Here is a 20,845-nt window from a genome sequence, read left to right on the forward strand (position 1 = left end):
CGAAGAGCGGGCATGGATACGGATGGTATTGCCATCGAGCTCGATCTGATCGGCCGTAAGCCCTGCCGGCAGAAAATCTCGGCGTGAAAACCATGACGCCATCGGTAACCTCCCTGAAAGAAGGCCAAAATGTAGCGAGGTTGAAGCTCAACTGCACCAAATCTGCGTCAGACCCCCTTTTGGACGCCGATAAGGGGGCACTCTTCAACGCCGATTGACACCCATGAGGCTTCACGAGGCTATATTAGCAAATAGGTTTGGCTCGACAACTGGAGCCTGAAACTTCGTGGTCGCCAGCTATCGGCACATGTAGCTGTACCTGAATGTAGACATTTATCGCGGCCTCAGTGGCAATCTTCGTTCACGGGATGGCGGTACCTGTTGTCAACGGCGGTGCAATATCCGGCCACGCGGCGGTGACCGGCGCCATGGCGCGCGCGCTTACCAGATAGCTGGCGCATGCCATGGCGCATTGGCTGTTTCGGACGACAGATGCCGCAGAACGTCCAGACCATGTCACCGATGATGCAGCGCAAGCTTCATGAGCGGCATGGCATCCGAGTCTCGTCGGAGAGCCTGCGGCAATGGATGATGGCGGCCGGGCTCTGGCAGAGCCGAGCCCAGCGACGCCGGGTGCACCAGCCGCGGCTGCGGCGCGAATCCCTGGCCGAGCTGATCCAGATCGACGGCTCAGAACACCGTTGGTTCGAGGATCGCGGCCCGGTCTGCACGCTCCTGGTGTTCATCGACGATGCCACCGGCAAGCTGATGCAGATGCGCTTCGTTGACTCGGAAAGCACTCAGGCCTATTTCGCGGCGCTGCAGGACTATTTGCAGACGCATGGTCGCCCGGTCGCCTTTTATTCCGACAAGCGCAGTATCTTCCGGGTGAACCGCACTGAGGCCCGCACCTGCCATGGCATGACGCAGTTCGGCCGCGCGCTTTGCGAGCTGAACATCGAGATCATCTGCGCCAACAGCTCGCAGGCCAAGGGCCGGGTCGAACGGGCCAATCGCACGCTGCAGGACCGGCTGGTCAAGGAGTTGCGCCTGGCGGGCATCCGCGACATCGCCGCCGCCAACGCCTTCCTGCCGGGATTCATCGAGGCCCACAACCTGCGCTTTGCCCAGGCCCCTGCCCGGTCCGACGACCTGCACCGGCCGCTGAACCTGCCGGCATCCCGCCTGAGCGACATCCTCTGCCTGCGCGACCAGCGCCAAGTGGGCAGCAATCTCGTCGTGCATTACGAGCGTCGGAAGTTCATTCTCGACGACAGCGACCACGAGCGCAGCGCGATCGGCTCAAACATTTCCGGTCCATCGCAACGCGATACGACAAGCGAGACGGCAATTTCCTCGCATCCGTACAACTCGCCTCCATCCGCATATGGTTGCGGAGATATGTGTCGGTGAACAAAAGCGGCGTTATTCAGAAGTCGAACCGCACACCCATATCGGCAAGGGTCATGCGCTCGTAATCGCGCTGAACTGAGGCCGCAAGAAAGATACTTGGACCCAGATCATATCTGAGGGCGACACCATAAGAGCTGTCGGTCACCTTTTCCGCCCAATCGCCGTCATTATACGCGACATAGGAACCCAACGTGAATCGGTTAAACTTGTAGTCGCCATACAGGGCGTAAGACGTTCCCAGTTCGGCAAACCCGTTGTCATTGATGTTCAGGCCGATGCGAAGGTCATCGTTGACCTTGTAACGCGTTCCCACGAAATAAAGATCGTTATCCCTGACCCCGGCCCCGCTCTGCGCCGTTGCAGCAGAAAACTCCCAGTCGTTTAGCCGATAGAAAACCGAGGCGGAAACCTCTCGGGTCAGATCCCCTCCCGTGCCGCTGCCGATCTGATCCGGGTCCACCACGGACAGCTTCACGTCGAAGTTGCGCGTGCCATAATTCAAGGCCACCCCGGTCCGATCAGGAAGGCGGCCATATCCGCGATAGGCCAGAATGAAGAAATCCCCCAACGGATCCCCGCCGACGGAAACAGCATGAACCCCCAGCCGCGTCTGTTTCAGCAATAAAGCTCCATCGAAAGCCGGAAGCACATTGCCGATCTCAAGCGACCAGTTTTCATACTCGACATAGAAATTCGCGGGACTGAAGCCCCAGGAAGGGCTGTTGTGATCGCCCTGAACCCAGGTTTTTGCGCCAAATTTCAAGCCGATATCGGTATCGACGGATGCATCGATCTCCAGCCGCAATCGACTCTGGAGGAACGTGCCGTTCTCTCCGTCCTGTTTCTTCGCCTCCGAATAGGTCAGACCAAATCGGCCAAAGCCGGACAAGCTCACATCGGCCAAGGCCGCACAAGGCGCAAGCGCGGCCGTCATTGCAATCATGCTGAAAAACTTCATTATCCCCCCCCATAAAAAACGGACGCCTCCACGCCCGACCGTACAATCGACGCTATTCTTTTGAAAACCGAACTCGCGACGACCACCTCATAATTGCCTGCGGAAAGTCGTCATAGATAATCGTAAAATGCCCAAAGGCCATAACTTGTGTGAACGGCAATCACGTCCGCCTGGAAACAGGAAATCTAAAAAGAAAAAAGGGGGGCAGCCCCCCTTTCCTCATTTCCCATGCAGGGCCGATTTTCACGGCGCAATGTCACGGATCAGCGGATGGAACAGTTCCTCGACCGTGATAGGCTTGGTGATCATATGCTGCTGCGTCGCAAACCGGATCGCCGCTTCAAGCGCCTTGCGGTTCGCCGCGATCCCCACCGGCCATGGATCAATGCTGCCCTCGGGTGTTGCGGCCGCGCGGCTTTTGACAAGCATCCGCCAGACCTCGCGCACCAGGTCGGGTCTCTGGTCGCAAAGCGCGTTCGGAACGATGACATAATGGTTCGGCGGCACGAAACGCTCCCGCTTGTGCCAGTCGAGCGCGGCTTCATGCGGGTTCTCGATCAGCGTCCGCACGCGCGGATCCTTGGGCATGTTCATGCCGAGGATCGCGGCATCGACCTCGCCGTCGAGCAGCATGTTCACCGGATCCTTTGCCGGATCGCCCCAGATGACCGAGGGCGGGTCGGCATATTCCTCCAGATGCGGCTGATCGAAGCAAAGCCATTTCACGCTGTCCGGGTCGACGCCATATTCGTTCTGCAGGATACCGCGGACCCACAGACCCGTGGTCTGTGTATAGGACCGCACGCCGACCACCTTGCCCGGCAGGTCCGCCGGGGTCATGCCGGGATGCACATCGGTATTGAAGCCGATACAGTGATGCTGGAAGCGTCCCAGCAGCACGATCGGCAGCAGGGTAAAAGGCTTGCCGAACTGATGCGCCTGCAAGAAGGTCGCGGTCGCCATCTCGCTGATGTCGTAGCGTCCCTTGCGCAACATGTCCTTGAACCCGGCATGGGCATTCTTCAACCCGGCGAATTCGAGGCTGATCAGGTCCGAGGCAACCTTGCCCTCGATCAGCGCGCGCGTCGGCTCATAGAGGGTGATATTGGCCGACAGCGTCACCGGACCCTCGGCGGGGAAGATCTTTTCCATACGGGTCATGCGTTGGCTGCCTTGTCCAGGGCTGCTTCCAAGAGTTGCGGATAGAGCCGTTCTGCCGTTCCCGCCCAGATTTGGGCCCGATCCGCCTCTGACAGGGCTGCGAAGCAGCGATGCCCCTGCGCAACCAGTTCCTTCAGCGAGCCGTTGTTGGCGGGGAAATTGGACCCCCAGGCCAGCCGGTCCGCACCATATTCCGCGACCAGCTTCGCAAAGAAGCTCGCGGGCGTGGCAGGTGCCTTTTCCGCAAGATCGAACGTCCGCGGCGTGATCTTGAGAAACAGATTTCCGAACTGCGCCAGTTTCCAGAGCGGCGCGGCCTTGGCATAGGGCGCGCCGTCCGTCAGATCCGGCCGGCCCAGATGGTCGAGGATGATGCTGACTTCGGGGAAGCGCTCGAGGATCTCCTCGACCGCGGGCAGGCCGATGGAGGTGGTCTGGATGGCCACTGTCATGTCGATTTCGGCCATATGTTCCCAGACTTTGTAGGTCTCGGGCGCGATCATCCAGCGTCCGTCGGTCTGGACAGTCGAACCGGCGCCGAAAAGCCGCAAGCCGGCCATGCCGCGGCGCCGCCATTTCTCGATGATGGCGACTGCATCCGGTGCGGCGATATCGACCGAATAGACGCCGACGAAGCGTTCAGGGTCGCGACAGACGCTGTCGGCGGCATAGGAATTGTCATAGCCATAGGTGGTCGAGGAATGCACCATCGCCGCTTGCGAGACCCCAGCCGCCTCCATCTCCTCGACATATTGCTCGAAGGTGAAAGGCCGCTCGGCCGACCAATCGGACCGGATCCCGCCCAGCGGGTTATAGGGATAGGCCGTCGTGTCGGGCGAGATGATATGCGGGTGAATGTCGATGATCTTCTGGGTCATGTTGGCTTTGTCCTGAAGGATTGCCGGTAAGGTGGGGCGGAGACATCTCCGCCGGTTTCCGCGGCCGACGCGGCGCCTCCTCCTCTGGCGCGGCGCAAGGCTTCTCCCCTTGGTCGGGTCAGGCCCGTCCAGGTTGTTCCGTCTGCGATTGACTTCATGTCTTTCAGGTTAGGCCTGCCCGGCATCTCCGAGAATAAGGGCAAGCTCAATTCCAATGGTCGCAGGTTGACTTCCAATATGGTCCCTGGATTTAGCCCGGCAGCGTCTGCAGCGCCGCCTGCCTGATCTGGCTGAGCGAGGCGCCGGGCGTCAGAGCCTCGGGATCGATCATGATTTCGATGACCGCGGGCCCGTCATGGGTGTCGGCGCGCGCGAAGGCTGCGGCGAAATCCGTGGTCCGCTCGACCCTTTCGGCATGGGCGCCATAGGACCGCGCCAATGCGGTGAAATCGGGATTTCCGCGCGCGAGATCGGTTCCCGAGACCCGGGCGGGATAATGCCGCTCCTGATGCATGCGGATCGTGCCGAGCATCCCGTTGTTCAGGATCAGGATACGGATTTTCAGCCCATGCGCCGCCGCCGTCGCCAACTCGGTGCAGGTCATCTGGAAATCGCCGTCCCCTGCGATGCAAATAACAGAGGCTTCTGGCCGGGCGAACTTGGCGGCCAAGGCTGCCGGAATGCCGTAGCCCATCGAGCCGCAGATCGGCGCGACCTGCGTGCCAAAGCGGCGATAGCGGTGAAAGCGGTGCAGCCAGACGGTAAAATTCCCTGCGCCGTTGGTGTAGATCGTGTCCTCCGGCAGGCTCTCATCAAGCCAGGCCATGATCTCGCACATCTGGATCGCGCCGGGGCTGGTCCGAGGGGCGGTCCATGCCTCGAAATCCGCGCGTGCGGCCTTGCGCCAGTCGTCCCAATCACCGCGGACAGCACCGCCCGCGGCGAGCGCCAGGGCAAAGCTTGCCGGATCGCTGACGATGCCCAGTTCGGGTCGATAGACATGGCCGATCTCATCAGGACCGGGATAGACATGGATCAACCGCTGCCGGGGACAGGGAATGTCCATGATCGTGTAGCCATTGGTTCCGATCTCGCCCAACCGCGCCCCGATGACGAGGATCAGATCCGCCTCCGCCACCATCTGCACAAGCCTGGGATTGGGGCCGAGGCCGAGTTCCCCGATATAGCTGCTGCTGTCATTGTCGAGGAGGTCCTGCCGCCGGAACGAGGCGGTGACGGGCAGCCCGCTGTCCTCGGCAAAGCGACGGAAGGCGGCGACCGCCTCGCCGGTCCAGCCGGAGCCGCCCAGCATCACGACCGGACGGCGCGCCTCGGTCAGCAATGCCCGCACCGCCGACACGGCCTCCGGCGAGGGCTCATTCGCAAAGCGCGCCGCAGGGCGGCCATCGGCGCATTCGGCGATTTCGGTCAGCACGTCCTCCGGCAGGGGAATGACCACGGGACCGGGACGGCCGGACATGGCCAGCTGAAAGGCGCGGGTGACGAATTCCGCGGTCCGTGCGGCGTCCTCGAGCTGCAGCACAGCCTTGGCCTGCGTGCCGAAAGTGCAGCGGTAGTCGATCTCCTGAAACCCCTCGCGGGTCATCACGTCACGCGGGTTCTGGCCGATGAACAGGATCATCGGCGTGCTGTCCTGAAAGGCGACATGAAGCCCCGAGGAGGCATTGGTTGCCCCGGGGCCGCGCGAGCAGAAGACGACGCCCGGCCGGCCGGTCAGCTTGCCATAGGCCTCGGCCATCATGGCGGCCCCGCCCTCGTGCCGACAGGTCACCAATTCGATCTGGGGGCAGTCATGCAGCGCGTCGAGAACGGCGAGGAAGCTTTCGCCCGGCACGCAGAAGACGCGGTCCACACCTTGCAGCAACAGCTGGTCGACGAGGATGCGGGCGGCAGTGCGCGGCCCCTTCATGCCGCTTTTCCCATCGCCTTCAGCCGCGCGTCGAGGCGCGGATAGACGCGGCGCACATTGCCTTCGAAGATCGCGTGCCGGTCCTCGGGCGAAAGCTCCAGCGCCTCGACATAGCGGCGGGTGTCGTCGAAGGCATGGCCGGTCTCGGGGTCGATCGAGCGCACCGCGCCCACCATTTCCGAACCGAAGAGTACGTTCCGGACCGGGATCACCTCGGTCAGCAGATCAATGCCTGGCTGGTGATAGACGCAGGTGTCGAAGAAGACGTTGTTCATCAGCGCTTCGGCCAGCGGCGGCCGGCCAAGGTCATTCGCAAGGCCGCGATAGCGGCCCCAATGGTAAGGCACCGCACCGCCGCCATGCGGGATTACCATCCGCAAGGTCGGAAAATCCTTGAACAGATCCGACAGCAGAAGCTGCATGAAGACCGAGGTGTCGCCGTTCAGATAATGCGCCCCCGTTCCGTGGAAGTTCGGGTTGCACGAGCCCGAGACGTGAATCATGGCCGGCACGTCCAGCTCGACCAGCTTCTCGTAAAGCGGATACCACCATTTGTCCGTCACCGGCGGGTCGGTCCAGTAGCCGTCGGTCGGATCGGGATTGAGGTTGCAGCCGACAAAGCCCAGCTCGAGGACGCAACGCTCCAGTTCCTCGATGCAGCCGCGCGGGTCTGCGCCCGGGCTCTGCGGCAGCTGGCAGATGGGAACAAACCGGTCCGGGTAAAGGGTGCTGACCCGATGGATCAGGTCGTTGCAGGTGCGCGACCAATGCCTGCTCAGCGCCTCATTGCCGTGGTGATGTCCCATCAGCCCGGCGATGGGCGAAAACAGCGTCATGTCGATCCCGCGTTCCTTCTGCAGGCGGATCTGGTTCTTCTCCAGCCCTTCGCACAGTTCCTCATCCGAGATTTGCGGGGCGGGCGAGAAATCCGAGGTCTTGCCGGCCTTGAAATCGGCGATCTGGGCATTGCGATAGTCGCGGAAATAACCCGGGACGGTGGTGAAATGACCGTGGCAGTCGATAATCATGTCGGCAGCACCTCTGAAAGGGAAGTTCGTGGAACGTCATCGTTCCCTGCCAACTGCCTAGCCTAGGCGGGCTTCAGGGTGCCAATTGGAATTCGTGCCGCGCATATATGAAACCGGACGGGCCTATACCGCAGCGGCAATCCTATGGGAAAGGTGCGATCTCCTATTAAACAATTGGCGTGGCGCGGGATTAGAAGAAGGACGGCCCCGTATGCAACGGGGATGACAGTTTCCGATCAGAGAGGAATCCGCATGTCCACGCCCACCCTCAAGGTGGCCTTGCGCACCTATCCCTATACCGAGGCGCTGAAATCCGGCACGGTCGCCGTATCCGGCGCCAAGCTCGAATTCGAGGAGGTGAAGCCCCATATCGCCGCCTTCCGCCGGATGGTGCGCGACCTGGCCTTCGATGCCTGCGAAATCGCCCCCACGACCTATATCATCGCACGCGCCTATGGCGTGCCCATCATCGCCTTGCCAGTTTTCTTCGTTCGCCGCTTTCATCACGAAGGCCTGGTCGTGCGGCCGGGCGCAGGCATCGAAGCGCCGAAGGATCTGGAGGGCAAGAATTTCGGCGTCCGCGCCTATTCGGTGACCACCGGCGTCTGGAAACGCGGCCTGCTGCAGAACGAATACGGCGTCGACATCGACAAGGTGAACTGGTGGGTTGACGACGAGGAGCATGTCGCGGCGCTGAAGCTGCCCGCAAACGTCCGGCACGTTGCCGAGGATTCCTCGCTGGTCGCGATGATGGCCGAGGGCAAGCTGGATGCCGCCTGCACCGGGGATGCCGGAATCGGGCGCGCCGGCAAGCCCGGCGCGGGCTGGAACGAGAGCGGCCCTGCCCTGCCCGACGACCTGCGCCAGCTTTTCCCCAATGCCGCAGAACTCGACCGCGAGGTCTATGCCCGAAACGGCGTCTATCCGATCCACGGCACGCTGGCGATCAAGGAAGAGGTGCTGCAGGCAAATCCCGGGCTTGCCCGTTCGCTCTATGATGCCTTTGTCGAGGCCAAGGCCCCCTATCTGCAGGCGCTTCGCGCCGGCACCGCCACGGGCAAGCAGGCCGAGAAGGACCGCAAGCTGATGCAGATCGTCGGTGACGACCCGCTGCCCTATGGGCTGGAGGCCAACCGAGCCTCGATCGAGGCGTTGATCCGCTACGGCCACCAGCAAGGCCTGATCCCCCGGCCCTACAAGGCCGAAGACATGTTCCTGCCGTTCTGAGCCCACGAAAGAGAGATAAGAAAGATATGGACAAGACCGGACGCCTGAACGGCATCATCGCGGCACTGGAAGAGGGCCGCAAGCCGACCATGGCCTTTGCCCGCGCCGAGCGCGAGGAAGCGATCCAGCTTGGGATGTCACAACTCGACGGCGTGCTTTTCGAGATGGAGCACACGCCCTATTCGCCCTCCGAACTGCGGGACGCGCTGCAGTTCATGCTGAACCGGCGGCGCATGATCGAGGGCGCCAGCCTCCGTCCCAGCGTGACCCCCTTTGTCCGCATTCCCGCGAACGGGGCCGAGATGAACACCTGGATGGCCAAGCAGGTCCTGGACCAGGGCGTTTACGGCGTCGTGTTCCCGCATATCGCGACGGCCGAACAGGCCCGCAACGCGGTCGCCGCCTGCCGATATGCCCGCCCCAAGGATGCACCGAACTACGAGCCCAAAGGGCTGCGCGGCGATGCGCCGAACACGGCCTCGCGCTATTGGGGGCTGACTGTGCCGGAATATTACGCGCGCGCAGATGTCTGGCCCCTGGTCCCCGAAGGCGAGATCATGGTCATCGTCATGATCGAAAGCGTCGAGGCGATGGAGAACCTGCAGGATATCCTTGCGGTCCCCGGTATCGGCGCGATCATGATCGGAGAGGGCGACCTGAGCCAGCAACTGGGCTATCCGCGCCAGTACGAGCACCCGGTCGTCGCCGAGGCCAAGCGCAGCATCCTGGCCGCCGCCAAGGCCGCGGGAATGCGCGTCGCCCATCCGCATGTCACCCTGGCCAATGCAGGTGAAGTGATTGCCGAGGGCTACGACATTCTGTTCACCAGTCCGTCGCGCAGCTATGCCACGCTGGAAAAGGCGAAATCGCTGATGTGAAAAGGGGCCCGGAGCACAAGCTCCGGGCCTTGCCTTCCGATAAGGCCTCTTCAGGAGGCCATTCGGATGTCAGATCCCGAATCCGGCTTTCCCGCGTGGTTGGTCTTTCCTGTCACCTCGCGCAGGCAGTCGAGAAACGCGTTATGCGCCGCGGTCGGCAGCCAGTCGCTGCGCGTCGTCACGCCCTTCAGCAACACATTGTCAAGAAACCTGCAGGGCAGAACCTTGAGAACGCCCAACTCGACATCGTTCTGCAACTCTGACCGGGTCATCAGGGTAACCGTCTCTGAATTCAGCAACAGCGAGCGGATCATCGTCAGGGACGAAGTTTCGAGATGAAATTTCGGCCGCACCGGCTCATCTGCGAAGATCTGCTCGATCCGGTTGCGCCGCGGCGTGCCCTTCTGCGGGACCACCCATTCATAGCCAGCCAGATCCGAGGGGGTGACGTTCTCAAGCCGCGTCAACGCGTGCCCGACACGAGCAACCAGACAGTAGTTGTCGGTGAAAAGCACTTCCTCGCTTACATCGTCGGCCCATTCGGGACGGCGCAGCATGCCGAAGATCATGTCGATCCGGCTGTTTGAAAGATCATTGAGAAGCTTGTGATATTCGCCGGTGACGAGCCGCACCTTTGTGGAGGGATAGGCGGACATGAACCGCCGCGTCGCCTCGGCCAGATCGTGCGATCCCGCCATGGGAAGCGTGCCTATGACCAGCTCGAGACTCTCGGTCCCGGCGGCCAACAGCACCTCGCCCCGTGCCAGCTCCAATTCGCGCACCGCGCGGCGGAATTCGCGGGCCAGGTAGTTTCCAGTGCGGTTCGGAATCGGACCCTGCGCCGTCCGGTCGAAAAGCTGCTTGCCGAGCGCTCGCTCGAAGCTCCGCGCCGAGCGGAAGAGCGATGCCGGCGACAGGCCCAGTGAATCGGCGATCTCGCTGACGCGGCCCTGCTCGCAGGTCACGATCAGCGCGCGGAGCTGGGTTCCCGTCGCAAGCCGCTCTATCCGGGGCGGGATGCGGTCCGCCGCACCATCGGGCCGGCCGAGAACCTGTGCCAGCGCCGTATCGAGCGTATCGAAGAAGCGGTCGATACGAAGCAGGAATTGCTTCCCGATCGTGGTGGGATAGGTGCCGGTAGCGCAACGTTCGAAGATGGGCAGCCCGATCTCGGCCTCGATATTGGCCACGGCCTGGGTCACGGCTGGCTGCGAAGTGCTCAATTCGCGCGAGGCGCAGCTTACCCCGCCGAGCTTGCCGATGACCTGGACCATGCGCAGATGGCGCAGGTTCGGAATGTCCGCGAGGCGAAACATGTTTTCCTCCCTTGTCTTCGATGCGGCTATTCCGCGCTGCGGAAACACGCTCCGGCGCGCCCGTGCTGGATCCGCGATCCGGCGGGCGTCCTCCTCTCTGCTGACAAGGCTAGCGGCTGGACCGTAGGGGGACCAATAGAAACTGCGCCCAGCCCATAAGAAATTCGCGCTCGTGGATGGTGCCCAGCCCCAATACGGGCAAAATTCCCCAAGAGAACCCCATAACTTTCCCGCTCTGCGACACGGTGATGAACAGGACAGGCCAGATCCCCACCTCGTTGCGCGTCCTGACCGGCACGCAGTTCGGCTCCTTCTGTCTTGGCAACGGACTTTCGCTGGTCGGAACCTGGATGCAGCGCATCGCCTGCGGCTGGCTGATCTGGGAATGGACACAGTCGGCCTTCTGGCTGGGCGTGCTTGCGGCGGGAGACCTGCTTCCGGTCATGCTGATCGGGCCATTCGCCGGTGTCGCGGCCGATCGCTGGGACAGGCTGCGCCAGAACATCCGGGCCCAGGCTGTCTCGGCGCTGCTGGCGCTGCTGATGGCGCTGCTTCTTGCGATCGGCCGTTTGGGACTGCTCGAGGTGATCGCCCTGACGACTCTGCAAGGCACGCTCTCCGCAGCGATCCAGCCCGCGCGACTGGCGATGGTCAGGCAGATGGTCGGGCGCGCGGACCTTGGTGCGGCGGTCGCGCTGAATTCCGTCACCGTGAACCTGGCCCGCCTGATCGGGCCCGCCCTCGCCGGAATGATGATCGTGCGGCTGGACATCATCTGGGTCTTCGCTGTCAACGCTGCCGTGACGGCGCTTTATGTCCTCATCCTCGGCCGGCTGTCGCTGGCCTTTCCGCAAAAGCTCTCGGCGCCGCAGCCGTTCCTGCGCGAAATGGCCGAGGGCTTCCGTCATGTCGTCGCCACCCCGGCGCTGTGGCTGATCCTGCTGGTCATGCTGCTCGGCGGGATGATCGTGCGATCCATGCTCGAACTCATGCCGGCGATTGCGGTCCGCATCTATCCCGGAAACGCGATGGGGCTTGCGCTGCTCACCGGGTCGGCGGCCTGCGGCGCCATCGTCTCGGGCCTGACGATCCGGCCGCGATCGGCGGTGCGGCTTCTCTATGACGTTATGGTCCTGTGGGGATTGGGCGCTGGGGCAGCGATCCTCATGACTTGGGCGACCATCCCGGGACTCGCCGTGGCCGCCGCCGCCCTTCTGGGCGCCGCGACAACCCGGGGGCTGATCTCGACCCAAACCTTCGTGCAGATCACGACGCCCCCCGATCTGCATGGTCGCATCCTCAGCCTGCACGGGCTGATCGCCAGGGGAAGTCCGGCACTCGGCGCGCTCGTCATCGGCTTTTTCGCCGACCGGATCGGCATTGCCGCCGCGACGCTGATCGCGGCGGCAATGCTGACCTTCTGCTTCCTTCTGCTTGCCCCCCTGATCCGAGGCGCCGCAAGCACGGTCGAGGAAACCGACTGACCGTGTGCGGTCTTACCCTCAAGCCTTGGGCGCGAGGGCATGCAGGCTCATTGCCAGCGAAACCGAGGTGAAATAGCCGATCGTGACAAGAAGCTCGGCGATGAGCTCGCGCCCGAGTTCCGTATCGTAGCGGACGAAGGCAACGTCTCCAACCATCCCCCCGTTCAGGATGTCCCAGACGGCATCAGCGACCACGCCAAGCCGTCCGGACAGTCCGTCAGGTCGCCGCCTGTCGAGAATGGCGGCAACCACTTCCTCACCGAGACCAGCTTTCAGCGCGTGCTTTTGGTGGTTCGCGATGACATAGGGTGCGTTCCAGTGGACGGCCGTGGACAGGATCGCGATCTCGCTTTCGGCCTGGGTCAGGGTGGAGTCGGCGTCGATATGGGTGCCGATGATCTCCATGCCTTCGGCAAGCCGTGGACTGTGAAGCCAGATATTGAAAGGCGTAGGAATCCGGCCTCTGCCGGCACCCAGCCTGTCGATGACACGCTTCTGGGCAGCGTTCGCCTGATCGGGGCTGATCCGCGCGAGTCGGTCTTGGGTCATGTCGCTCTCCTGATGGGTCATGATGCCGGCAAGATCGGTCTTTCCAGGGTTCCCGGCCAATCGAGCTTGTTGCCCGGGCGATAGAAGTTTGAACCGGACCAAAACATGATGGCGGACCCGTAAGCCCGCCATTGGCATTTCCCGTGATTTTCTCTGGAGCGGGCCTACATCGAGGGAACCACCTCCCGCAGGATCGGGAACCAGTCTCCCATAAGGCTGGTGGGCCAGGGCACGTGAATGATCCGGTGGAACACGATATAGAGAAGCAGTGTCACCGATGCCGCGAGGATCGCGCTGAGACGCCAGGGTTCCCGCCCCTCGATCCGCATGAAGGCCATGATGACCAGCGGCACGGTCGGAAGCAGACCGATCACCGCCATCGACAACAGAAACAGCACGAACCAACCGTAGAACCGCGCCGCCCTGACGAGCACCAGCCGCCTGGGCAGCTCCTCCTCGGGGTCGCCGCCGATGTCCATGTGAACGCCGTTCGTTGCGGCCGCCCGGACCTCCTTGAAGAAGGTCTTGTGAATCAGGCTCAGCCCGCCAGCGATGACCATCGTCGAGGCAACGACCACAGGCCCGATCCGCGCGTTGAAGAGCCAGTCCCGCGAGGTGACGAGCACGTAGACGCCGATCGCGATGAAAAGCCCATAGGCCAGATCGTCGAGCCCCAGATAGGGACGGCGACGAAGCACGACGCCCGCCCGGTTCTCCTTGCGAAGCAGCCGCAGTACCGGGCTGAACATGATGAGGGCCGCGCAAGCCAAAAGCACCATGACCCCCGGACGCAGCGCCCAGTCCATACCGTAGCGAAGGAACGAGATCGACATGTACCGCTCGATCAACGCGCCCAGAACGAGCCCCAGGATCAGGGGCGGACGAGGCCATCTCAGCCGCTTCATGCTCCATCCGATCAGGCCGAAGATCAGCAGCACATACATGTCACCCCAGCTCCGCGAGCCCTGGAAGGCGCCGACATAGACGATGGACATGATGATCGGCAGGACCAATGTGTAGCGCAGGGTCGAGATCCTGGCGAACTGACCGCTGAGCAGGAAGCAGGTGCCGGCCCCGAAGATGTTGGCAAGCGCAATGGACCACACCATCGAATAGGTCAGATCCAGATTCTTCGTCAGCATGTCAGGGCCTGGCGTGAAACCGTGCACCATCAGCGCCCCGAGCAGGATCGCCTGCGCTGCACCGCCCGGCACGCCAAAAGCCAGCATCGGCACAAGACTGCCGCCGTCGCGGGCGTTGTTGGCCGATTCCGGCGCGATGACGCCCCGCACGTCCCCCTTGGTAAAGCTCTCTTTCGCGCCCTTTTCGGTCTGGAGCGCATGGCCATAGGCGATCCAGTCCACGACCGAGCCGGTCATGCCGGGAATCGCGCCCAGGACCGCGCCGAGGCTGCTGCAGCGCAGGACGAGAAACCAGTTCCGCGCGACATCCTTGATGCCCTGAAGCATGCCCTGACGCGGGCTGAACTTCATGTCCTGGGCGATGGAGGTCCGCTGGATGGCAAGATCGCAAAGCTCGGGCAGCGCAAAAAGGCCCAGCAGGATCGGCAGCATCGGCAGGCCGTCTTGCAGATATAGCAGCCCGCCCGTCCAGCGCATCTGACCCGTCTGCGTATCGGTGCCGACCATCCCGACCAGAATGCCGAAGCAGGCGACGACCAAGCCCTTCAGCGGCGATTTTCCAGAGAGCGTCGCTACCATCGCGATCCCCAGAATGGTCATCGCCAACAGTTCGGGGGTGGCTATGGCCAGCACGAAGGGGCGCACCACGGGCAGCGAAACCGCCAGGATAATCGCGCCTATCAAGCCGCCCATCATGTTGGCGAGGTAGCTTGCGCTGAGCGCGCGCCCGGCTTCGCCCCGCTTGGTCATGGGCAGGCCGTCAAGCACTGTCGCTTGCGCGGCGGCACCAAAGAGCACCGCGGGAATGGTGTCCGAGGTTGTCGTGACCGCCGCCATCCCAAGCAGCATGGCAAACGCCGAATAAGGGTCCATCGTGTAGGTAAAGGGCACCAGGATCGCAAAGCCCGTCAGCCCGCCCACGCCGGGCAGCAGCCCGATCGCCAGTCCCACGATCACGCCAAGCCACAGGAACATGATGCGCTCTGGCTGCAGAATGAGGCCGAGCGCATCGCCCGCGGCGGAGAGAATCACGGAGTCTTGAAGAAATTCCATGCTACAGCCCTGCCTTCACGGCCTGATCGCCGCCTGTCATTGCGCCGCCCTCCGGTCTTCGGAAGTGCAGGGCCGCGCTGTGCCTTGGTTGGCCAGCATAGGATAGAGAACCTTTGCCGTGCGCCCCCAGATCCACGCCCGGTCCTTATCGCCGAGGCTTTCGAAACATTTATTTCCCTGAGCGATCAATTCAGTCAGCGAACCGGCAGAGGCCGGGTAGTTCGAGCCGAAGGCAAGGTGGTCCGCACCGAAGACCGCGACCAGATGCGGGAAGAATGCCTCGGCCCCACCGGGGGCAGCCTGCGCCAGATCGAAGGTCTTCGGCGTGATCTTCAGATAGACATTCTCGAAACGCGCAAGCTCGAACAGTTCTGCACAGGCGTCATAGGGCGGGCCGCCTGCAAGGACCGGGCGGGCGCAATGATCAAGAGCGATGCGGACCGATGGAAAGCGGTGGGCGAGGTCCGCGACCATCCCCAACCCCGCAGGTGTCGTCTGAATCACCATGGTCAGATCGTTCTCGGCGCAGCGTTCCCAGACCGGAAAGGTCGCCGGGTCGACGAGCCAGCTGCCGTCGGTCTGATGGGTCGCGCCCCCGGTGAAAAGCCGGATACCCCCCATCCCCCGGCCCAGCCAATAATCGAAAGTCGCCAGCGCGTCCCGGGCCAGCAGGTCGAAGGAGAATACACCGGTGAAGCGATCCGGCTGCGAGGCCACCGAATCCGCGACATAGGAATTGTCATGCCCGTAGGTCGTGGAGGAATGAACGATCGCGGCCTTGGCGATCCCCGCCTCGTCCATCGCCGCCACCAACTGGTCAAAATCGGCCGGGCGCGAGGCCGACCATTTCGAACGATGTCCGGCCTGCGGCGCGATGGGGTATTTCCCGGTATCGGTCGAGATGATGTGCGGATGAATGTCGATGATTTCGTAGGTCATGTCGGTCTTACCTTGGAAACAGGACGGATGGCGCGACGCATCAGGCGCCCGCAGACGGTCTTGGTATGCCAGGCCGTTCAGAACCATGCCCGCGCCAGTTTTCGTCAGATTCAGGGTTTCAGGATCTTGCGTACGGCCTCGAGTTCCGTCTCGGGCGTAGCGAACAGCGTTGCGACGATCTCGGCCACCTCGTCACCCGAAATGGGATCGACCGCATAGTTCTGATCGGTCATCGCCTTTATGAACTCGGGATCCTGCACGGTTTCGTCGAAGGCCTTGCGCAGGGCGTCGATCCGGTCCTGCGGCACCTCCTTCGGCGCGGCCAGCGGCCTGCCTGCCTGGAAGGGCAGGATGAAGAAATCAAGGATCGACTTCGCCTCGGGATCCGTCACGTACTGGCTGAGGTTCGGGATGTCCTGGAACTCCTCCGGGCTGTCCCAGCCAAGGTTCAAGAGCACCTTCATCGAATCCTCTGCGAGCATTCGCTTGGGCTCTCCATAGGTCAATCCGTCAAGCGTCGAAGCCCAGCCATCGACCTCGCCGCGCTCCATCGCAAGATAGACCTCGCCCCGGTCGGTATAACCGGGAACGACCGTCAGCTTGGTCCCCAGATACTGGTTCAAAACGGCCGGCAGCGTCCGGTTCTCATTGGAAAATCCCGTGGCTCCGACCACCAGTTCCTTCTGGAACAGATCGTCGGCCGTGGTGACGCCCGAGCGCGTCATCGCGACAAGACTGTAATAAGTCTTGTCTACGCTGCCGATCCAGGCCACCTCGCGCGGGTCAAATGCATTCTGCGACGGATCCACCAGTGGCACATAGAGGTTGTTGCGCTGCAGGAAGCCGATGACCGTGCCGTCTTTGGGCTGCTTGGATTGCAGCGAGGCCGCCGCCACCATTCCCCCTGCCCCGACGACGTTCATCACGACTGCCTCGGGCTGGCCCGGGATATGTTTCACATAGGCCTGCGCAAACTGGCGAGCGATAAAGTCCGTCAGGCTCCCCGATTGCGCGCTGACCAGAATGGTCAGCGTCTTGCCTTTGTAGAACTCCTCCGCGGTCTGCGGATAGGCCGGTGCCGCGATCGCCGAAGCCGTGACGACGGCAAGTCCCGACAACACTATCCCGCGCATGATCTTCATTCCATGTCCTCCCTTGAACTTTGCGCGATCCCGATGCAGTGCTCCTTGGCTGCAGGGCCGCCCGCTTCCTCTTGCGGCTGCGTCCCGTTCGCCGAGACACCCCTCGGGCGCCGGGACGCATATGTGGATATGCCGTGACCCTAGCCTCTTTCGGTTGCGGCGAGAATAGCACCGCATCGAAAATCAATGCCCTCGGCCGAGATCCGATATTGCAGCCGCCCAAAGGGATATCTTTCAAATAATTGAATTTAATATATATTTATATGATCTGCGCCTTGTTCTTGCCGGACGTCTGGCTTGTGGGCAGGCGTTTCTGGTCCGATTTCCGATGCCCGCAGCGTGGTTTTGGATTGGCACCCGGCGGCGACGCTGTGCGAGACCGCCATGATCGCCACCGGATAGGGAGGAAATCAACGATGGATCGCCGCCGTTTTCTTGGAAGTGCTGGGATATTCGGTCTCACCCTCGCCGCTAGCGGACTTGGCGCGCCGCATGTTGCGCGGGCTGCCGCAGCCCGGATTACCATCGTCAGCAATCCTGGACTCGAGAATGCGACGCTGAATCGACTGATGGAAGAGCAGGGTTTTCTCAAGAGATATGGGGCGGAAACAACGATGGTTCTGGCCGAGGGCCCGGCCGGCCCCTTCGATGCGATCGTTAGCGGGGCCGCTGATGTCTGCATGGTTTCTGGCTATAACATGGCTCTTCCGCGGATTTCGCAAGGCGCGCCCGTCAGGATTGCTGGCGCGGCCATGCGCAAGGCTGCCCTCGCCGTGTTTGCAAGGCCGGACCGGGTCAACGGCTTGGCAGACCTGGAAGGAAAAACGGTGGCGGTAGGGCCGAAGCTTGGTCTCCTGCATGCACTCATGCTGCAACTCTTGCAAGAAAAGGGTCTCGACGCCTCCCGCGTGACTTTCCTCGATGCAGGCAGCAACGACCAAGCCTATCATGCGGTCGTCGAAGGCAAGGCGGACGCCTGCTGCTCCAGCATATCGCACCTGAACGACCGCGATGGGCTTGTCATCCTGTCCGACGGCAAGATGTGGGAAGCGCTGCCGAAATATGTCTTTCAAACCGCCTACGCGTCGGAGGCAGCCCTACGGGACAAGCGGGACGGGCTGGTTCCGGTCATGGCCGCCTATGGCGCCCTTTATGGCTATTTGATGAAGCCAGAGGCCCGCGAGGCATTCCTCTCCGCGCGAAGGAGCGCGCAGAAGAAATTTGATATCCTATCGGCAAACGCGGTTTGGGAATTCAATCAGGAACAGCGTCCCTATTCCCGAAATCTCTCAATCTCCGAAGAGGAGATCACATATCAGCAACGCATGTTCGTTGGCCTCGGCGCAATGTCACAAGTCTTGCCGTATCGCGATGTTGCCGACATGCGGCCTGCGAATGAAGCCTTCAAAATACTTTCCGCTAAGTGAGCGCGCCATCGCAGGATCGCGATCTATTGTCCCGGCGGGACAAACGATCATTTTCTGAAATCAACATTCTTGGGTCTAGGATCGATGACGAAGCAAGATAGTTTCACCCCCCACGGCAAGCACCTGATCGGTGGCGACTGGGTCGCCAGCGAGCAGCGTTTCGCCAGCGAGCCCGCCCATGGCCGGGCGCACGAGTTCAGCATAGGCACGGTCGCGCTGGTGAACCGGGCCTGCGAGGCGGCCGAGGACGCCTTCTGGAGCTACGGCCAGGTCACGTGCGAAGAGCGTGCCGCCTTCCTCGACACCATCGCCGAGGAGATCGAGGCCCGCGCCGAGGCGATCACCGAGATCGGCACCCAGGAAACCGGCCTGCCCGAGGCGCGGCTCGAGGGCGAGCGCGGCCGCACCGGGGGCCAGCTGCGGCTCTTTGCCGCGCATATCCGCAAGGGCGATCATCTCGACCGCCGCCACGACCCGGCGCTGCCCGACCGCCAGCCGCTGCCGCGCCCCGACATCCGCATGGTGCAGCGGCCGATCGGCCCGGTGGCGGTCTTCGGCGCCTCGAACTTCCCGCTGGCCTTCTCGACGGCGGGCGGTGATACCGCCGCCGCCCTGGCCGCCGGTTGCCCGGTGGTGGTCAAGGGCCACAGCGCCCATCCCGGCACCGGCGAGATCGTCGCCGAGGCCATCCATGCCGCCATCGCAAGGACCGGCACGCATCCGGGCGTCTTCAGCCTGGTGCAGGGCGGTGACCGCAAGGTGGGCGAGGCGCTGGTCCAGCATCCGCTGATCAAGGCGGTCGGCTTCACCGGCTCCCTCGCCGGGGGCCGGGCGCTGTTCGACCTCTGCGCCGCACGGCCCGAGCCGATCCCGTTCTTCGGCGAGCTGGGCTCGGTCAACCCGATGTTCCTGCTGCCCGAGGCGATCGCCGCGCGCGCCGAACAGATCGGCAGCGGCTGGGCCGGGTCGCTGGCCATGGGGGCGGGGCAGTTCTGCACCAATCCCGGCATCGCAGTGGTCCTGGACGGCGCCGATGCCGACCGCTTCGTCGAGGCAACGCGCGAGGCCTTGGCGAAGGTCGGCCCGCAGGTGATGTTGACCCAGGGCATCGCCCGCGCCTATCGCGAGGGCCAGGCGCGGATGCAGGCCCGCAACAACGTGACCCCGATCCACGAGACCAGGTCCGAGGGCCGCAGCGCCAGCCCCAACCTCTACCAGACCACTGCCGGGCAGTTCCTCGAGGACCACGCCCTGTCCGAGGAGGTCTTCGGCCCGCTGGGCCTGGTGGTGCGCACCGCCTCGGTCGACGAAATGCTGCACCTGGCCCGCGGGCTCGAGGGCCAGTTGACCGCCACCATCCACATGAAGCCCGCGGATGCCGAGATCGCCTGCCGGCTGGTGCCCGTGCTGGAGCGCAAGGCGGGCCGGGTGCTGGTCAACGGCTTTCCCACCGGCGTCGAGGTGGTGGACAGCATGGTCCATGGCGGCCCCTATCCCGCCTCGACCAATTTCGGCGCCAGCTCGGTCGGAACCATGGCCATCCGAAGGTTCCTGCGTCCCGTCGCCTACCAGAACTTTCCAGAAGCGCTCATGCCAACGGACCTGCGCTAGGCGGTTTTCTCCGAAGGGCATGATGCGCGCGGGGTGGCAGCTTGAAGCTTCGCCTCACCCGCTTCAGCCTCTCCCGCCCTAGGGTCCGTGACGGCCGTTCAGTCGGTCGAAGCCATGCGCGTCGAAGAGGGCGCGCTGCGCCTGGATCAAGTTCGCCGTGCCGGGCCGGTGCGCATCATGTCGAACCAGCCTAGCCCGACGCCAGTGCCGGTAGCAAATGGCGGGCGGCGCCGACGCGCGCCTCGCCCGACTTGTACTTGAAGTTCCGTCATTGCCTTCCCGATATCTCGGCGAAAAACCTAATCAGCCACACGAAGACATTCGCGCTACCAATCATTGGCTACCCAGAAGTTCGTTTCCAACCTATCCGCAATCTTGCCGCCAAGCTGCTCCCGTCACCGGCACGAGAAGCTTCAAGTCGACGCGGAACCAGCCATCGCGGAGATGCTCCTGCACGACCGAGCCGGACAGCTTGTCGTCTGGGCACCGGTAGGCAATTACCATGACGACATGCTGGACAGCCTGGGCCAGCGCGCTTTCGACCTTGCGGAGCGGGACGGGATCGTCGGGTTGGATCTGGGCTGGCGCACCATGGTGTCAATCGGCATCCAAACGGGGGTCTGACTCAAAGTTGGTGCATTTTCTGGTTTACGCCGGGGCGAGGAGCCGTGCCCTGAGCAGATCGATGTTGGCGCGGCCATACATCTGG

The 20,845-nt window shown here is 62.9% G+C and carries 16 protein-coding genes and 1 pseudogene; 7 read left to right on the forward strand and 10 right to left on the reverse strand.

Annotated elements, in window-relative coordinates; genetic code table 11:
• Positions 1 to 534 precede the first annotated feature (534 nt).
• Positions 535 to 1,311: pseudogene (locus BLT64_RS24280) on the forward strand (ISNCY family transposase); the annotation flags it as partial.
• 118 nt (positions 1,312 to 1,429) lie between these two features.
• Here the strand turns inward: BLT64_RS24280 and BLT64_RS24285 are convergent.
• The 5 genes from BLT64_RS24285 to BLT64_RS24305 all read right to left on the reverse strand — a co-directional run bounded on the left by BLT64_RS24285 (position 1,430) and on the right by BLT64_RS24305 (position 7,368).
• Complete coding sequence (locus BLT64_RS24285; RefSeq protein WP_011749542.1) at positions 1,430 to 2,371, reverse strand: porin; 942 nt, start codon at positions 2,369 to 2,371, stop codon at positions 1,430 to 1,432.
• A 243-nt stretch (positions 2,372 to 2,614) separates the two neighbouring features.
• Positions 2,615 to 3,532 carry a substrate-binding domain-containing protein gene (locus tag BLT64_RS24290; protein ID WP_011749541.1) on the reverse strand — a complete coding sequence of 306 codons (918 nt, stop codon included), beginning with the start codon at positions 3,530 to 3,532 and terminating at the stop codon, positions 2,615 to 2,617.
• Entirely contained in the window at positions 3,529 to 4,410 is an 882-nt protein-coding gene (locus tag BLT64_RS24295) for an amidohydrolase family protein (protein WP_011749540.1), read from the reverse strand. Before BLT64_RS24295 ends, BLT64_RS24290 begins: the two co-directional genes overlap by 4 nt.
• 250 nt (positions 4,411 to 4,660) lie before the next feature.
• Positions 4,661 to 6,340: a thiamine pyrophosphate-binding protein gene (locus tag BLT64_RS24300; RefSeq protein WP_011749538.1), complete on the reverse strand. Its 1,680-nt coding sequence runs from the start codon at positions 6,338 to 6,340 to the stop codon at positions 4,661 to 4,663.
• Entirely contained in the window at positions 6,337 to 7,368 is a 1,032-nt protein-coding gene (locus tag BLT64_RS24305) for an amidohydrolase family protein (protein WP_011749537.1), read from the reverse strand. Before BLT64_RS24305 ends, BLT64_RS24300 begins: the two co-directional genes overlap by 4 nt.
• A gap of 252 nt (positions 7,369 to 7,620) precedes the next feature.
• On the opposite strand from BLT64_RS24305, the gene BLT64_RS24310 reads away from it, so the two are divergent.
• On the forward strand, positions 7,621 to 8,595 hold the full coding sequence (locus tag BLT64_RS24310; RefSeq protein WP_011749536.1) for an ABC transporter substrate-binding protein: 975 nt from the start codon (positions 7,621 to 7,623) through the stop codon (positions 8,593 to 8,595).
• 26 nt (positions 8,596 to 8,621) lie between these two features.
• Positions 8,622 to 9,473 carry an HpcH/HpaI aldolase family protein gene (locus BLT64_RS24315; RefSeq protein ID WP_011749535.1) on the forward strand — a complete coding sequence of 284 codons (852 nt, stop codon included), beginning with the start codon at positions 8,622 to 8,624 and terminating at the stop codon, positions 9,471 to 9,473.
• Between the two features lie 50 nt (positions 9,474 to 9,523).
• Here the strand turns inward: BLT64_RS24315 and BLT64_RS24320 are convergent, their stop codons facing one another.
• Positions 9,524 to 10,789 (reverse strand): LysR family transcriptional regulator, encoded by a 1,266-nt coding sequence (locus tag BLT64_RS24320; RefSeq protein ID WP_011749534.1) that lies wholly within the window; start codon positions 10,787 to 10,789, stop codon positions 9,524 to 9,526.
• 248 nt (positions 10,790 to 11,037) lie between these two features.
• Between BLT64_RS24320 and BLT64_RS24325 the strand changes: the two genes are divergently transcribed.
• The gene (locus BLT64_RS24325) at positions 11,038 to 12,273 is read left to right on the forward strand and encodes an MFS transporter (protein WP_128493042.1); all 1,236 of its coding nucleotides are present in this window, start codon (positions 11,038 to 11,040) and stop codon (positions 12,271 to 12,273) included.
• An 18-nt stretch (positions 12,274 to 12,291) separates the two neighbouring features.
• On the opposite strand, the gene BLT64_RS24330 is transcribed toward BLT64_RS24325, so the two are convergent.
• The 4 genes from BLT64_RS24330 to BLT64_RS24345 all read right to left on the reverse strand — a co-directional run bounded on the left by BLT64_RS24330 (position 12,292) and on the right by BLT64_RS24345 (position 17,098).
• Entirely contained in the window at positions 12,292 to 12,822 is a 531-nt protein-coding gene (locus BLT64_RS24330; RefSeq protein ID WP_041530537.1) for a carboxymuconolactone decarboxylase family protein, read from the reverse strand.
• A gap of 164 nt (positions 12,823 to 12,986) precedes the next feature.
• Positions 12,987 to 15,017: a tripartite tricarboxylate transporter permease gene (locus BLT64_RS24335; protein ID WP_011749531.1), complete on the reverse strand. Its 2,031-nt coding sequence runs from the start codon at positions 15,015 to 15,017 to the stop codon at positions 12,987 to 12,989.
• A 36-nt stretch (positions 15,018 to 15,053) separates the two neighbouring features.
• Entirely contained in the window at positions 15,054 to 16,043 is a 990-nt protein-coding gene (locus BLT64_RS24340) for an amidohydrolase family protein (RefSeq protein WP_011749530.1), read from the reverse strand.
• Between the two features lie 23 nt (positions 16,044 to 16,066).
• Positions 16,067 to 17,098 carry a Bug family tripartite tricarboxylate transporter substrate binding protein gene (locus tag BLT64_RS24345; protein ID WP_011749529.1) on the reverse strand — a complete coding sequence of 344 codons (1,032 nt, stop codon included), beginning with the start codon at positions 17,096 to 17,098 and terminating at the stop codon, positions 16,067 to 16,069.
• 416 nt (positions 17,099 to 17,514) lie between these two features.
• Between BLT64_RS24345 and BLT64_RS24350 the strand changes: the two genes are divergently transcribed.
• The 3 genes from BLT64_RS24350 to BLT64_RS24360 all read left to right on the forward strand — a co-directional run bounded on the left by BLT64_RS24350 (position 17,515) and on the right by BLT64_RS24360 (position 20,760).
• Positions 17,515 to 18,525, forward strand: coding sequence for an ABC transporter substrate-binding protein (locus tag BLT64_RS24350; protein WP_011749528.1), 1,011 nt, complete (start codon positions 17,515 to 17,517; stop codon positions 18,523 to 18,525).
• Between the two features lie 84 nt (positions 18,526 to 18,609).
• On the forward strand, positions 18,610 to 20,136 hold the full coding sequence (locus tag BLT64_RS24355) for an aldehyde dehydrogenase (NADP(+)) (protein WP_011749527.1): 1,527 nt from the start codon (positions 18,610 to 18,612) through the stop codon (positions 20,134 to 20,136).
• Between the two features lie 444 nt (positions 20,137 to 20,580).
• A complete protein-coding gene (locus BLT64_RS24360; RefSeq protein WP_074810721.1) occupies positions 20,581 to 20,760 on the forward strand; it encodes a hypothetical protein in 180 nt (59 codons plus the stop codon).
• Positions 20,761 to 20,845 lie beyond the last annotated feature (85 nt).

The sequence above is a fragment of the Paracoccus denitrificans genome (assembly GCF_900100045.1).
Classification (GTDB): domain Bacteria; phylum Pseudomonadota; class Alphaproteobacteria; order Rhodobacterales; family Rhodobacteraceae; genus Paracoccus; species Paracoccus denitrificans.

Excerpts from the sequence above, each read along its gene's own strand:
- BLT64_RS24355 (WP_011749527.1), top strand. The coding sequence starts at position 18,610 with ATGACGAAGCAAGATAGTTTCACCCCCCACGGCAAGCACCTGATCGGT.
- BLT64_RS24290 (WP_011749541.1), bottom strand. The coding sequence starts at position 3,532 with ATGACCCGTATGGAAAAGATCTTCCCCGCCGAGGGTCCGGTGACGCTG.
- BLT64_RS24345 (WP_011749529.1), bottom strand. The coding sequence starts at position 17,098 with ATGAAGATCATGCGCGGGATAGTGTTGTCGGGACTTGCCGTCGTCACG.
- BLT64_RS24330 (WP_041530537.1), bottom strand. The coding sequence starts at position 12,822 with ATGACCCAAGACCGACTCGCGCGGATCAGCCCCGATCAGGCGAACGCT.
- BLT64_RS24320 (WP_011749534.1), bottom strand. The coding sequence starts at position 10,789 with ATGTTTCGCCTCGCGGACATTCCGAACCTGCGCCATCTGCGCATGGTC.
- BLT64_RS24310 (WP_011749536.1), top strand. The coding sequence starts at position 7,621 with ATGTCCACGCCCACCCTCAAGGTGGCCTTGCGCACCTATCCCTATACC.
- BLT64_RS24335 (WP_011749531.1), bottom strand. The coding sequence starts at position 15,017 with ATGGAATTTCTTCAAGACTCCGTGATTCTCTCCGCCGCGGGCGATGCG.
- BLT64_RS24285 (WP_011749542.1), bottom strand. The coding sequence starts at position 2,371 with ATGAAGTTTTTCAGCATGATTGCAATGACGGCCGCGCTTGCGCCTTGT.
- BLT64_RS24340 (WP_011749530.1), bottom strand. The coding sequence starts at position 16,043 with ATGGTTCTGAACGGCCTGGCATACCAAGACCGTCTGCGGGCGCCTGAT.
- BLT64_RS24295 (WP_011749540.1), bottom strand. The coding sequence starts at position 4,410 with ATGACCCAGAAGATCATCGACATTCACCCGCATATCATCTCGCCCGAC.
- BLT64_RS24315 (WP_011749535.1), top strand. The coding sequence starts at position 8,622 with ATGGACAAGACCGGACGCCTGAACGGCATCATCGCGGCACTGGAAGAG.
- BLT64_RS24350 (WP_011749528.1), top strand. The coding sequence starts at position 17,515 with ATGGATCGCCGCCGTTTTCTTGGAAGTGCTGGGATATTCGGTCTCACC.
- BLT64_RS24325 (WP_128493042.1), top strand. The coding sequence starts at position 11,038 with ATGAACAGGACAGGCCAGATCCCCACCTCGTTGCGCGTCCTGACCGGC.
- BLT64_RS24300 (WP_011749538.1), bottom strand. The coding sequence starts at position 6,340 with ATGAAGGGGCCGCGCACTGCCGCCCGCATCCTCGTCGACCAGCTGTTG.
- BLT64_RS24305 (WP_011749537.1), bottom strand. The coding sequence starts at position 7,368 with ATGATTATCGACTGCCACGGTCATTTCACCACCGTCCCGGGTTATTTC.
- BLT64_RS24360 (WP_074810721.1), top strand. The coding sequence starts at position 20,581 with ATGCTCCTGCACGACCGAGCCGGACAGCTTGTCGTCTGGGCACCGGTA.